This is a genomic window from Pseudomonas sp. GW821-FHT09E12 (assembly GCF_059416085.1).
Map to the genome: position 1 here is coordinate 132853 of NZ_JBWKOM010000009.1, position 13202 is coordinate 146054.

Sequence of the window (13202 nt, forward strand, 5' to 3'; positions counted from 1 at the left end):
TCTTCATGCCCGCCAGCTGGCGACCTGTTGCGGGGCAACTCGTCAGCCCGAAAGAAACCCGCCTGAATTAGGGTAAACTGCCGCCCATTGCACACCTGCGCTGACAATCTCCCTACGGTATCCCCATGACATTCGCCACTCTTGGCCTGATCGAACCCTTGCTGCGCGCCCTCGAAACGCTTGGCTACCAGACCCCGACACCGGTGCAGGCGCAAGCCATTCCGGCGGTGCTGGGCGGTCGCGACCTGATGGCCGCGGCCCAGACCGGCACCGGCAAGACCGCCGGCTTCGCCTTGCCGCTGTTGCAGTTGCTGGCCATGGAAGGGCCGAAAGTCTCCGCCAACTCGGTGCGCGCCCTGATTCTGGTGCCGACCCGCGAACTGGCCGAACAGGTGCACGAAGCGGTGCGCCAGTACGCCGAGAACCTGCCGCTGCGCACTTACGCGGTATACGGCGGCGTCAGCATCAATCCGCAAATGATGAAGCTGCGCGGCGGCGTTGACCTGCTGGTGGCCACGCCGGGCCGCCTGCTCGATCTGTTCCGCCAGAACGCGCTGAAGTTCAACCAGTTGCAGACCCTGGTGCTGGACGAAGCCGACCGCATGCTCGACCTGGGCTTTTCCGAAGAGCTGGCGAACATTTATCGCGCCCTGCCGAAAAAGCGTCAGACCCTGCTGTTCTCCGCGACCTTCTCCGATGACATCCGCCTGCTGGCCGGGCAGATGCTCAACGACCCGCTGAGCATCGAAGTCAGCCCGCGCAACGTTGCCGCCAACACCGTCAAGCAATGGGTGGTGACGGTGGACAAGAAGCGCAAGCCGGAGCTGTTCAGCCACCTGCTGCGCAAGAACCGCTGGAAGCAGGTGCTGGTGTTCGCCAAGACCCGCAACGGCGTGGACGCGCTGGTGGAAAGGCTGCAGGGCCAGGGCGTGAACGCCGACGGCATCCATGGCGACAAGCCCCAGGCCACCCGCCAGCGGGCGCTGGACCGCTTCAAGGCCAGCGAGATCCAGATCCTGGTGGCCACCGATGTCGCGGCCCGTGGCCTGGACATCGAGGACTTGCCGCTGGTGGTCAACTTCGACCTGCCGATCGTCGCCGAGGATTACATCCACCGCATCGGCCGCACCGGCCGCGCCGGCTCCACCGGTGAGGCGATCTCGCTGGTGTGCGCCGATGAAGTGAACCTGCTGTCGGCCATCGAGATGCTGACCCGCCAGACCCTCAAGCGCCACGACGAGCCGGACTTCATCCCGGAGCACCGGGTACCGGAAACCGACGCCAGCGGCCAGGTGATCAAGAAGCCGAAAAAGCCGAAGAAACCCAAGACTTCCGGCGGAGGCGGCAAGCGCAACCTGGGCAAGTGGGTGGACAGTGGCGAAGTGGCCGAAGCTCCGGCGGTGAAACCGGTGCGCAAGGTGCCGGCGTTCAACACCGGGCCGCGCAAGCGCAAGCCGTAAGCGATCAACACCGCTCCTGTCGCCGCTGCCGAGCCCGCGAGGCTGCGATCGGCATGGGCGGCATTCCGACGTAGCGGCCGCCAAACCAAACGACCCGGTTTCTCCAAGAGAACCGGGTCGTCTGGTTTTACGAGGACTGTGTCGGAATGCCGCCCACCTCGATCGCAGGCTGCGCCAGCGGCTACAGGGCCTGCGCCGGGTTCAGGCCTTTTCCCGCAACCACTCGAGCATCCCCAACCCCGCTGCCCGCCCGCTGGCGAAACACGCGGTGAGCAGGTAGCCGCCGGTGGGTGCCTCCCAGTCGAGCATCTCCCCGGCGCAGAACACGCCGGGCAATTGCTTGAGCATCAGGCGTTGGTCCATGGCCTCGAACGTCACCCCGCCGGCGCTGCTGATGGCTTCGTCCAGGGGCCGGGTTTTCACCAGGGTCAGCGGCAGGGCCTTGATCGCCTTGGCCAGCAGCGCCGGGTCGGCGAAGCAGTCGGCGCTGGTCAGTTCACGCAAGAGCGCGGCTTTTAACCCATCGATGCCCACCTGGCTGTGCAGGTGCTTGGCCATGGAGCGCGAGCCCCGTGGCTTGCTCAACGCGGCCTGGATCCGGTCATGGGGTTTGCCCGGCAACAGGTCGATATGCACCGTGGCGGTGCCGTGCTTGTTGATTGCCTCGCGAATCGGTGCCGACAGCGCGTAGATCAGGCTGCCCTCGATCCCGGTGGTGGTGATCACGCACTCGCCGAGGCGGGGGATGTCGTCGTTCAGGCCAATGGCCACGTTCTTCAGCGGGGCACCGGCGAATTTGCTGCGCAGCAGATCGCTCCAGTCCTGCACCTCAAACCCGCAGTTGCTCGGTTGCAGGGGCGCCAGTTGCACGCCGCGCTGCTCCAGCGGCAGCATCCAGGCGCCATCCGAACCCAGGCGCGACCAGCTGCCGCCACCCAGCGCCAGCAACACGGCGTCGGCCTGAACCGATTTTTCGCCTTCCGGGCTGTGGATGCGCAGGCTGCCATCGACATTCCAGCCGAGCCAGCGATGACGGGTGTGGATAACCACGCCGGCATCGCGCAGGCGCTTGAGCCAGGCGCGCAGCAGCGGCGCGGCTTTCATGTCGGTGGGGAACACCCGGCCCGAGCTGCCGACGAACGTCTCGATGCCCAGGCCGTGAATCCATTGGCACAACGCCTCGCTGCCGAACTCGCGCAACAGCGGGGCCATCTGTGGGGCCCGTTCGGCATAACGCGAGAGGAAGGCCGGGTAGGCCTCGGAATGGGTGATGTTCATGCCGCCGACCCCGGCCAGCAGGAACTTGCGGCCTACCGATGGCATGCCGTCGTAGAGATCGACGCGCAGGCCCGCCAGGCTCAGCACCTCGGCCGCCATCAAGCCGGTGGGGCCGCCACCGATAATGGCGACGTGATGGGGCAGGGTGGTGCGGGATAAGGTCATGGCGGGCGGCAGCGTGGCGGAATAAGCCAGGCATTCTACCCGAGGCAGGCCCGCCGCCAATGCTCCATGCGTCCCGCAGCGGCTTATGCAGGGGGTTGATCAAAAAACGTTCAATGCTCTGCAGGGCTTGTATCCCATGGGCTGCAGAGGCTTGCGCTCAGGTTATCCACAAGCCGCTCCACAGAGATTGGGGGTAAGGCGCCCATCTTTTGATGACAACCTGATGACGCGACCGGCCCCCATTTCTGCAGCCGCTGCCGCAGGCTGCGCAAGGTCCGTAGGACCTCCAGCGCCAGTGCCGACGCCAGCGAGCGTTCCGGCCGATCGCCGCCTACGTCAGCGGCCATAGGTGTTGGTCGAAAAATGAGCAGCGGGCTGGAGGGCTTGTATTGCCTGGCGTGCAGCGGCTTACGCGCAGGTTATCCACAAGCGGCTCCACAGCGGTTGGGGGTAAGACGCCCATCTTTTGATGACAACCCGATGACGCGACCGGCCCCCATTTCTGTAGCCGCTGCCGCAGGCTGCGACAGGCCCGCAGGACCTCCAGCGCCAGTGCCGACGCCAGCGAGCGTTCCGGCCGATCGCCGCCTACGGCAGCGGCCATAGGTGTTGGTCGAAAAATGAGCAGCGGGCTGGAGGGCTTGTATTGCCTGGCATGCAGCGGCTTACGCGCAGGTTATCCATAAGCGGCTCCACAGCCGTTGGGGGTAAGACGCCCACCTTTTGATGACAACCTGATGATGCGGCGGCGCTCATTTTTCAATGGCAACCCAATGACGTCCACACCCGTTGCGCGCTGTGGTGCAGGATACCGTGGCGCCGGGCCAGGGCCTGGCGGTCCTTGCTGTAGCCGCCGCCGATCACCCCGAGCACCGGGATGTCGCGGCCCAGGCAATGGCGCATCACCTGTTCGTCGCGGGCGGCGACGCCCTGGTCGGTCAGCTTCAGGTAACCCAGGGCATCGTCCTGGTGCACATCCACCCCGGCGTCGTACAGCACCAGGTCCGGCTGGTACAGCGGCAGCAGGTAATTGAGGGCATCGTCGACCACCTTCAGGTAGTCGGCGTCGCCCATGCCCATCGGCAGGGGGATGTCCCAGTCGCTGGTGGCCTTGCGCGCCGGGAAGTTTTTTTCGCAGTGCAGCGAGACGGTCACGGCATCCGGGGTATGTTCGAGAATCCGCGCGGTGCCGTCGCCCTGGTGCACGTCGCAGTCGAAGATCAGCACCCGGCCGACCCGTCCGGCTTCCAGCAGGTAATGGCTGATCACCGCCAGGTCGTTGAAGATGCAGAAGCCCGCCGGGTGGTCGTAGTGGGCGTGATGGGTGCCGCCTGCCAGGTGACAGGCCAGGCCATGCTCCAGGGCCTGTTCGGCGGCCAGCAACGAGCCACCGACGGCGCGCACGGTGCGCCGGGCCAGGGCTTCGTTCCAGGGCAGGCCGAGGCGCCGCTGGTCTTCCCGCGACAACTCGCCGGCCATATAGCGTTCGATATACCCAGGGTCGTGGGCCAGGGCGAGAGTCTCCCTGGGGCACAGTTCCGGGCGCAGCAGGTCGGCATCGCGGGTCAGGCCGCTGTCCACCAGGTGGTCGCGCAGCAGGCGAAACTTGTCCATGGGGAAGCGGTGCTCCGCCGGGAACTCAGGGCTGTAGTCTTCGTGGTAGATCAGCGGCAGTGGCATGGCAATTTCATGTAGGAATCCGAAAAGGATCCTACCAGCGATGTAGACTGGCACGCATGGAAATGGAGGGGACGATGGAGCCGATACTGCAACTCGAAAGTGCTCGACTGCTGTTGCGCCAGTGGCGCGACGAGGATTTGCCGGCGTTCGCGGCGATGTGTGCCGATCCGCAAGTGATGCGTTACTTTCCGGCCCCCCTGAGCCGCCTGGAAAGCGCCGCGCTGATCGGTCGGATCCGTGGGCATTTCGCCGAGCACGGTTTTGGCACGTGGGCGCTGGAGCGCAAGGATACCGGGGCCTTTATCGGTTTTACCGGGCTGGGCGTGGTGGGCTTCGAGGCGCCGTTCACCCCGGCGGTGGAAATCGGCTGGCGCCTGGCGCGCGAGCACTGGGGCCTGGGCTATGCCAGCGAAGCGGCCTGGACCGCGCTGCGCTGTGGTTTCGATCGCCTGGCCCTGAAGGAGATCGTCGCCTTCACCACCACCAGCAATCTGCCGTCGCAGAAAGTCATGCAGGCCATCGGCATGCAACACGCTGCGCACGACGATTTCGATCACCCAAAGCTCGGCAGCGAGCATCCGCTGCGTCATCATGTGCTGTATCGCATCAACCGCGAACAATGGTTGGAAACCTTGCATGGATAGCAGGTCGGGGGCATCTGGAGTGTGCCCATGTGTGTGAACCCGATTGAATCGACCGCAGCAGCGAAGACTGCGCGGCATTGCTCTGTGTGAGGAGAGTCTGAATGAGCCACGTGTTGGATGATCTGGTCGACCTGTTGACCCTGGAACCGATCGAGGAAAACCTGTTTCGCGGTCGCAGCCAAGACCTGGGTTTCCGCCAGCTGTTCGGCGGCCAGGTATTGGGTCAGTCCCTGTCCGCGGCCAGCCAGACTGTCGAAGAGGCCCGCCATGTGCATTCGCTGCACGGTTATTTCCTGCGCCCGGGCGACGCGGCGTTGCCGGTGGTGTACCAGGTCGATCGGGTACGCGATGGCGGCAGTTTCAGCACCCGCCGGGTGACGGCGATCCAGAAGGGCAACCCGATCTTCACCTGCAGCGCCTCGTTCCAGTACGACGAGGAAGGCTTCGAGCACCAGGACACGATGCCCCAGGTGGTCGGCCCGGAAAACCTGCCGTCGGAGCTGGAGATCACCCAGCAGCGAGCGCACCTTATCCCTGAGCACATGCGCGAGAAACTGCTGTGCCCCAAGCCCATCGAAGTGCGCCCGGTCACCGAGAAAGACCCCTACAACCCGCAGCCGGCGGACCCGATCAAATACGTCTGGTTCCGCGCCGACGGCAGCCTGCCGGACATTCCCGCGCTGCATAAATACCTGCTGGCCTACGCCTCGGACTTCGGCCTGCTGACCACCTCGATGCTGCCCCACGGCAAGTCGGTGTGGCAGAAGGACATGCAGGTCGCCAGCCTCGACCATGCGCTGTGGTTCCACGCCGACCTGCGCGCCGACGACTGGCTGCTGTATGCCATGGACAGTCCGTGGGCCGGCAATTCCCGCGGTTTCTCCCGTGGCAGCGTGTTCAACCGCGCCGGCCAGCTGGTGGCGTCGGTGACCCAGGAAGGCCTGATCCGCCACCGCAAGGACTGGGCATGAGCCTGGCCGAGGTTCGGCATTGGGTGTTCGACATGGACGGCACCCTGACGGTGGCCGTGCACGATTTCGCGGCCATCCGCGAGGCGTTGGGGATCCCGCCGGAGCACGACATCCTGACCCACCTCGCGGCCTTGCCCGCCGTCGAAGCCGCGGCGAAACACGCCTGGCTGCTGGAGCACGAACGCGACCTGGCGCTGGGTTCGCGGCCGGCGCCGGGGGCGGTGGAGCTGGTGCGGGAGCTGGCGGCGCGGGGCTATCGCCTGGGCATCCTGACCCGCAATGCGCGGGAGCTGGCCCATGTCACCCTGGAGGCCATCGGCCTGGCCGACTGCTTTGCCGTCGAGGACGTGCTGGGGCGCGACGAAGCACCGCCCAAGCCTCACCCGGGCGGCTTGCTGAAGCTGGCCACGGCCTGGGAGGTGGCGCCCGCCGAAATGGTGATGGTCGGCGACTACCGCTTCGACCTTGATTGCGGTCGCGCGGCGGGCACCCACACGGTGCTGGTCAACCTGCCGGATAACCCGTGGCCGGAGCTGGCCGACTGGCATGCCGAGGATTGCAGCGCGCTGCGGCGGATGGTGCTGGCTTAAAAAGCATCGCGGGCAAGCCTCGCTCCTACGGATCTGCGTTGTAGCCCTCTGCCGGGTACGACAACGAACCTGTAGGAGCGAGGCTTGCCCGCGATAGCGTTCTTGCTGATCTCACTCTGTTTATTGGCCGAACAATGCCTTCTGCCCCTCGGGCGAAGTGAACATCTTGTCGCCGTCATGCCCGACCCCGGGCACTTCGATCAATTGCTGTTGCAATCCCTGGGGATGACGCTGTTTCAGGTAGTCGAAGTAGTTGTGCCCGCGAATCAAGCGGTAGGCGCCCTGGGCCTCGGCGGCGCAGCTGGTGTCCAGCGCCGGGTGGTGCGGGTCGGTGTCCTGTTTGCCTAGCAGGTAGGTGATATCGCGTTTGACGTAGCGCTGTTCCAGTTGCTGCGCGGTCTGGCCGGCGGCGTAGGCCGGCAGCTTGAGCAGGCCGTACTTCCAGCGGTTGAAACCGGGGCACGCGCCGGCATCGACCTTCACCGGGCGCTGCTCGTCGAAGTAGGCATAGGACGACGGGTTGGCGATGACGTAGCGCAGCTTGATGCCGTCATCCTCCAGGCCCGGATGGTGCTGGCCGAGCAGGGCGAAACGCTGCACCACCTGGGCGCCACCGGAGTGGCCGGCGATGACGATCTCGGTCAGGGACGGGAACTGCTGGCGATCGCTCAGCCGCGTGATGATCGCGTCCAGCACCGCATAGGAACTGACTGCCCTGGGCCCGCTGGACGGCTCGCCGGCCATCCAGTCATTGCCCTGCCAGCGCAGCAGCGAACCGGGTAGTTGGTGACGCTCGATATCGCTCTGGTTGAGAAACTGCGGGGCGACCACCAGGGTGGACGCACTTTGCCCGACCTGGCTGGTGGCCTGTTCGGCGCTTTGCAGGTAGGTCTGGGCGTTACGCAGACGCCCGTGGACAATGATCAGCGCCCGCTGGACCTCGGGCAGCGGCCGCTGCCAGTCCTGGCTCAGGCCGATGGCCAGTTCGCCGCCTTCGAGGTTCAGTCGCGCGGGGCTGATCGTCTTGACGCCATTTTCCGCTGCCTGCGCACCGGCGCAGATCATCCATAGCGTGAGCAGCACCAGTACCCGGCGCATTACAGACTCTTCGCCGCGAAGGTGTCGCACTGGGCAACTTGGCCTTGAGTGAAACCGGCCTTGAACCAGCGTACCCGTTGCGCCGAGCTGCCATGGGTGAAGGAGTCCGGTACCACGCGGCCCTGGCCTTGCTGTTGCAGGCGGTCGTCACCGATGGCATTGGCGGCGTTCAGGGCTTCTTCGATATCCCCCGGCTCCAGCCAGTTCAGGCGTTTCTGCGCATGGTTGGCCCAGACACCCGCCAGGCAGTCGGCCTGCAGTTCCTGGCGCACCAGCAGGCCGCCGTCGCCTTCCATCTGCCGGCCTTGTTGGCGGGCCGCCTGGATCTTCGCCGAGACGCCGAGCAGGGTCTGTACGTGGTGGCCGATTTCGTGGGCGATCACGTAGGCCTGGGCGAAGTCGCCGGCGGCCGAGAAGCGCTGGTCCATCTCGCGGAAGAAGTCCATGTCCAGGTACACCTGCTGGTCGGCCGGGCAGTAGAACGGGCCGGTGGCGGAGGTCGCCGATCCGCAGGCGGAGTTCACCCGGCCACGGAACAGAATGAGCTTGGGTTGCTGATAGGCGCGTCCGGCCTGTTGGAAGATCTGGCCCCAGGTGTCTTCGGTGTCGCCGAGGATGGAGCGCACGAATTCCGCCTGCTCGTCGTTGGCCGGCGGCGCCTGGCGGGTCTGCTGGGTGGTGGCGGGCGCCGAGGACTGGTCCATCTGCCCGGCGAGCTGCCCGAGGATTTGCAGCGGGTCCTGGCCGGTGACCCAGCCGATGCCGACGATCAGGATGATGGCGGTCAGGCTCAGGCCCTTGCCGCCGCCAAAGCGCAGACCGCCGCCTCCACCGCCGCCACTGTCATCGCGAGCATCCACCACGTTGTCGCTGCGCCGTCCTTTCTTCCAAAGCATGGGTGAATCCTCGTTCTAATTTGCTGATCAGTGTTGCTGGTGAGTAGGGCAGACGCCAGTCCGGTCGTCAGCCTTTTGCATGCACGCTACCATGGCCCACAGCCGCATCGATCCTGTCGCGACACATCCGGGGCCTCCTTTGAACATCGATACCCGCATCAAATTCCGTCACCTCGTATGTTTTCTTGAAATGTCTCGCCAGGGCAGCCTGGCGCGGGCGGCGGATGTGCTCGCGGTAAGCCAGCCGGCGATGTCGAAAACCCTCAAGGAACTGGAAGAACTGCTCGATACCCGGCTGTTCGCCCGGAGTAAGGCCGGGCTCAGCCTGACCGAGGCCGGCATGGCCTTTCTGCGTTACGCCGGGCCCTCGGTGCAGGCCCTGCGCGAGGGGGTGAACACCCTGCGAGGTGGCGAATATGCCGCCGGCGTGGTGCGCCTGGGTGTGCTTTCGACCGCCGAAAGCCTGCTGCTGCCGGAGGTGGTGCGGCGCCTGCACGAACGGCATTCGGCGCTGGTGGTGAGCGTGGTCACCGGCCCCAGCGCCTACCTGCTGTCGCAGTTGCGGGTCGGCGATGTCGACCTGGTGGTCGGGCGCATGACGGACAGCCCGCAGATCCAGGGCCTGAGCTTCGAGCATCTGTACAGCGAGTCGATGACCCTGGTGGCGCGCCCCGATCATCCGTTGCTGCACGGGCCATTGGACCGGCATGCGCTGGAGCGCTACCCGCTGGTACTGCCGCTGGCCGGCACCACCATCCGCAAGTTCGCCGACAGCCTGTTCGTGCAATGCGGCATCAGCCAGTCGCGCCAGCGCCTGGAGACCCTCTCGGTGGCCTTGAGCCGGCGCTATGCGCTGTCCAGCGATGCGCTGTGGATCGCCCCGCTGGATGCGGTGCGCCTGGACCTGGCCAACGGCGAGCTGCGCGAGATCGAGCTGGGGCAGCGTGAGCCGGGCGGCTCGGTGGGCATCTCCAGCAATGCCAGCCTGCCGCTATCGCTGGCGGCGCAATGGTGCGTCGAGGTGCTGCGGGAGGTCGGGCAGGCCTATCGCGAGGGGCGTTATCCATAACCGTTTGGTTATGTTGTTGAGGGGGCTTTTCAATAGTCGCCGGGCTGCTGTTGTTTGAAACTGCGTGGGCTGCGCTCCATAAATCAAACAACAGGAGACCGACATGTCCGATGCAGACAGCAGTCGTTTCGTTATCCGTGACCGTAATTGGCATCCCAAGGCCCTGACCCCCGACTACAAGACCTCCGTGGCCCGTTCGCCACGCCAGGCACTGGTGAGCATCCCGCAATCGCTGAGCGAAACCAGCGGCCCCGATTTCTCCCATCTGAAGACCGGGCGTTTCGACAACGACCTGCTGCTCAATTTCAATAACGGCGGCTTGCCGGTGGGCGAGCGGATCATCGTCGCCGGCCGGGTCTGCGATCAGTACGGCCAGCCGATTCCCCACACCCTGGTGGAGATGTGGCAAGCCAACGCCGGTGGTCGCTACCGGCACAAGAACGACCGTTACCTGGCGCCCCTGGACCCGAACTTCGGCGGTGTCGGCCGGGCCCTGACCGACCGTGATGGCTACTACAGCTTCCGCACCATCAAGCCCGGCCCTTACCCGTGGCGCAACGGCCCGAACGACTGGCGCCCGGCGCATATCCACTTCTCCATCAGCGGGCCGTCGATCGCCACGCGGTTGATCACCCAGCTGTATTTCGAGGGCGACCCGCTGATCCCGCTGTGCCCGATCGTCAAGTCGATCGCCAACCCGGACGCGGTGCAGAGCCTGATCGCGCGGCTGGACATGAGCAGCGCCAACCCGATGGACTGCCTGGCCTATCGCTTCGACATCGTGTTGCGCGGCCAGCGCAAGACCCACTTCGAGAATTGCTGAGGAGCCCGCCATGCCTATCCAATTGCTGCCTGAAACCCCTTCGCAAACAGCCGGCCCTTATGTGCACATCGGCCTGGCGCTGGCCGCCGCGGGCAACCCGACCCGCAGCGACGAGATCTGGAACCGGATGGCCGGGCCCGACGCCCAGGGGGAAAAGATCCTGCTGATCGGCCATGTGTATGACGGTAACGGCCATCTGATGCGCGACTCGTTCCTCGAGTTCTGGCAAGCCAACCACGAGGGCGTCTACGACCCAGTGTTCGATTCGGAGAAAGCCTTCAACAGCTTCGGGCGCACGGCCACCACCTTCGATGCCGGCGAGTGGACGCTGCACACGGTCAAGCCGGGCGTGGTGAACAACGCCGCCGGGGCGCCGATGGCGCCGCACATCAACGTGGCGCTGTTCGCCCGGGGGATCAACATCCACCTGCATACTCGCCTGTATTTCGCCGACGAGCCGGAAGCCAACGCCGCCTGCCCGGTGCTGAACCTGATCGAGCAGCCGCAGCGGCGCGACACCCTGCTGGCGCATCCCTGTGACGTGGATGGGCAGCGGGCGTACCGCTTCGATATCCGCATCCAGGGGGAAGAGGAGACGGTGTTCTTCGATTTCTGATTGGCCATCCGTAACCGCGGGCGTCTCCTGCGGAGCCGATCGCAGCCTCGCGGGCTCGGCAGCGGCTACAGGGATTCCGTGCTTTCTGTAGCCGCTGGCGCAGCCTGCGATAAGGTCCGCAGGGCCTTCAAGCGATCTCAGGAACCACACCCTTTTCGAAGTTGATTGCTGGCTTATTCGTAATCGCTGGCGCCCGCGATGTGCCGCCCGGCGATATAGCCGAAGGTCAGCGCCGGGCCGAGATTGATGCCGCCGGCGGGGTAGTGGCCGCCCATGATGCTGGCCATGTCGCTGCCGGCGGCATACAGGCCGGCGATGGCCTGGCCCTGGCCGTCGAGCACCTGGGCGTGGGGGTTGACCTTGAGCCCGGCGAAGGTGCCGAAGCAGCCCGGCTGGACTTTCACCGCGTAGAAAGGCCCCTGTTCGATGGGCGCCACGCACGGGTTGGGTTGCTGGCGCGGGTCGCCCTGCTTGCGGTTGTAGGGCGTCGAGCCCCGGCCGAACAGCGGGTCCTGGCCTTGTCGGGCATGCCGGTTGTATTCCGCCAGGGTGGCGCGCAAGCCGTCCGCATCGATGCCGCAGGCCTCGGCCAGTTCCTCGATGCTCGCGCCGCGTTTCAGGTAGCCACTGCGGATAAAGGGCGCCAGCGGCACCGGGAAGGGCCGGGAGATGCCCAGGCCATAGCGGCGCTGGAACCGGTGACTGCAGATCAGCCACGACGCCACTTCTTCGCCCTCGGGCGCCGCCGCGACCATCGCTCGCACATAGTCGTAGTAACCGTCGGCTTCGTTGACGAAGCGCTGGCCGTTGCGCAAGACGCCGATGACTCCCGGCTTGCCGCGCTCGATGATGTGCGGGAAATGCCCGTGGCTGCCGTCCTGGTAGGGCACCGCGGAAACCGGGGCCCAGGCCACGGGGGATTCCATGTCGGTATCGACCCGGGCACCGACGCTTTCCCCCAGGCGCAAGCCGTCGCCCGAGACCGCCAGCGGCGGCAGGGCCAGATGCTCGTGGCCGGTGGGCGTGCGTGGGAACAGTGCCTTGCGCCGCTCGATGTCGTTGGCGAAACCACCGGCCGCCAGCACCACCGCTTTGCGGGCGTGGATACGAATGGGCCCCCGGGTGGCGCTGCTGACAATCGCTCCGGTCACCGCGTCGCCGTCACGCAGCAATTCGGTGACCGGCGCCGACTCCCAGAGCAGCACGCCAAGGTCCTGCGCCGACTTGGCCAGGCGCGCCACCAGCGCCACGCCATTGACCAGTTGCAGGGCGCGGCGATGGGTGACGAGGTCGCGCAGGTGGCGAGCGACGCGTTTGCTCACATGCCAGGCTGCCGGCAGCGAACGGCTCAGGTTGAGGAAGGCCGTCAGGTCGGCGCCGGCCATGATCGGCATGCCGATGAACGAGGTTTCGCGCATCGTCTTGCGCAGGCGCTTGAGCAGCGTGCCGACCTCGCGCCCATCGTAGGGCGCGGCGATCACCGAGCGTCCGCCGGTGCCGGCGCCCGGCGTATCGCCGTGGATATCGGCGATGGCGTTGCCGTCGGCGAATTGCAGCGCGGTATGGCGCTCGAAGAACGACACCATGCGCGGGCCGGCTTCGAGGAAGGCGTCGATCATTGCTGGCCGGTAGCGTTCGCCCAGTTCATGTTTCAGGTAAGTCCGCGGCAGTTCCACGTCCTCGACTATGCCGGCGCGTCGCGCCAGCGGGTTGCACGGCACCCAGGCCCAGCCGCCGGACCAGGCGGTGGCGCCGCCGAACACCGGGTCTTTCTCCACCACTATGACCTTCAGGCCATGCCAGGCCGCGGTCACGGCCGCCGAAAGGCCGGCGGCGCCGGAGCCGACGACCAGCACGTCGCAATCGATATCGGGGTGGTGCAGGGAGGCGATGGCAGGCATGGAAGAAGCAA

General features: G+C 65.9%; 12 protein-coding genes. 7 read left to right on the top strand and 5 right to left on the bottom strand.

Translation table 11 applies throughout. From position 1 onward, the window contains the following. Nucleotides 1-125: 125 nt before the first annotated feature. Nucleotides 126-1460 (top strand): RNA helicase RhlE1, encoded by a 1335-nt coding sequence (gene rhlE1, locus AC07PQ_RS24725; protein ID WP_007930755.1) that lies wholly within the window; start codon nucleotides 126-128, stop codon nucleotides 1458-1460. Nucleotides 1461-1661: 201 nt separating this feature from the next. On the opposite strand, the gene AC07PQ_RS24730 is transcribed toward rhlE1, so the two are convergent. Together AC07PQ_RS24730 and AC07PQ_RS24735 are read right to left on the bottom strand one after the other, a co-directional pair. Continuing rightward, a complete protein-coding gene (locus AC07PQ_RS24730) occupies nucleotides 1662-2903 on the bottom strand; it encodes a TIGR03862 family flavoprotein (protein ID WP_493186555.1) in 1242 nt (413 codons plus the stop codon). Between the two features lie 759 nt (nucleotides 2904-3662). Beyond that, nucleotides 3663-4583 (bottom strand): histone deacetylase family protein, encoded by a 921-nt coding sequence (locus tag AC07PQ_RS24735; RefSeq protein WP_493186554.1) that lies wholly within the window; start codon nucleotides 4581-4583, stop codon nucleotides 3663-3665. 74 nt (nucleotides 4584-4657) lie between these two features. Between AC07PQ_RS24735 and AC07PQ_RS24740 the strand changes: the two genes are divergently transcribed. From AC07PQ_RS24740 to AC07PQ_RS24750, 3 genes are all read left to right on the top strand, one after another. Continuing rightward, nucleotides 4658-5227 carry a GNAT family N-acetyltransferase gene (locus AC07PQ_RS24740; RefSeq protein WP_007928906.1) on the top strand — a complete coding sequence of 190 codons (570 nt, stop codon included), beginning with the start codon at nucleotides 4658-4660 and terminating at the stop codon, nucleotides 5225-5227. A gap of 101 nt (nucleotides 5228-5328) precedes the next feature. Further along, nucleotides 5329-6198: an acyl-CoA thioesterase II gene (gene tesB / locus AC07PQ_RS24745; RefSeq protein ID WP_007928905.1), complete on the top strand. Its 870-nt coding sequence runs from the start codon at nucleotides 5329-5331 to the stop codon at nucleotides 6196-6198. After that, nucleotides 6195-6788, top strand: a complete 594-nt coding sequence (locus AC07PQ_RS24750) for an HAD family hydrolase (RefSeq protein WP_493186553.1) — start codon at nucleotides 6195-6197, stop codon at nucleotides 6786-6788. The genes tesB and AC07PQ_RS24750 overlap by 4 nt, the downstream gene beginning before the upstream one ends. Nucleotides 6789-6908: 120 nt before the next feature. Here the strand turns inward: AC07PQ_RS24750 and AC07PQ_RS24755 are convergent, their stop codons facing one another. Together AC07PQ_RS24755 and ypfJ are read right to left on the bottom strand one after the other, a co-directional pair. After that, nucleotides 6909-7886, bottom strand: a complete 978-nt coding sequence (locus AC07PQ_RS24755) for an alpha/beta hydrolase (RefSeq protein WP_274304713.1) — start codon at nucleotides 7884-7886, stop codon at nucleotides 6909-6911. Then, entirely contained in the window at nucleotides 7886-8782 is an 897-nt protein-coding gene (gene ypfJ / locus AC07PQ_RS24760) for a KPN_02809 family neutral zinc metallopeptidase (RefSeq protein ID WP_085534569.1), read from the bottom strand. The genes AC07PQ_RS24755 and ypfJ overlap by 1 nt, the downstream gene beginning before the upstream one ends. Before the next feature lie 139 nt (nucleotides 8783-8921). Here ypfJ and pcaQ point away from each other — a divergent pair, with 139 nt between their 5' ends. The 3 genes from pcaQ (at nucleotide 8922) to pcaG (ending at nucleotide 11290) form a co-directional block, all read left to right on the top strand. Further along, nucleotides 8922-9851, top strand: coding sequence for a pca operon transcription factor PcaQ (gene pcaQ / locus AC07PQ_RS24765; protein ID WP_493186552.1), 930 nt, complete (start codon nucleotides 8922-8924; stop codon nucleotides 9849-9851). Between the two features lie 103 nt (nucleotides 9852-9954). Further along, nucleotides 9955-10674 (top strand): protocatechuate 3,4-dioxygenase subunit beta, encoded by a 720-nt coding sequence (pcaH, locus tag AC07PQ_RS24770; RefSeq protein WP_007928900.1) that lies wholly within the window; start codon nucleotides 9955-9957, stop codon nucleotides 10672-10674. Between the two features lie 10 nt (nucleotides 10675-10684). Continuing rightward, nucleotides 10685-11290 carry a protocatechuate 3,4-dioxygenase subunit alpha gene (pcaG, locus tag AC07PQ_RS24775; RefSeq protein WP_493186551.1) on the top strand — a complete coding sequence of 202 codons (606 nt, stop codon included), beginning with the start codon at nucleotides 10685-10687 and terminating at the stop codon, nucleotides 11288-11290. A gap of 173 nt (nucleotides 11291-11463) precedes the next feature. On the opposite strand, the gene AC07PQ_RS24780 is transcribed toward pcaG, so the two are convergent. Continuing rightward, nucleotides 11464-13191 (bottom strand): FAD-dependent oxidoreductase, encoded by a 1728-nt coding sequence (locus tag AC07PQ_RS24780; RefSeq protein WP_493186550.1) that lies wholly within the window; start codon nucleotides 13189-13191, stop codon nucleotides 11464-11466. Nucleotides 13192-13202: the final 11 nt, after the last annotated feature.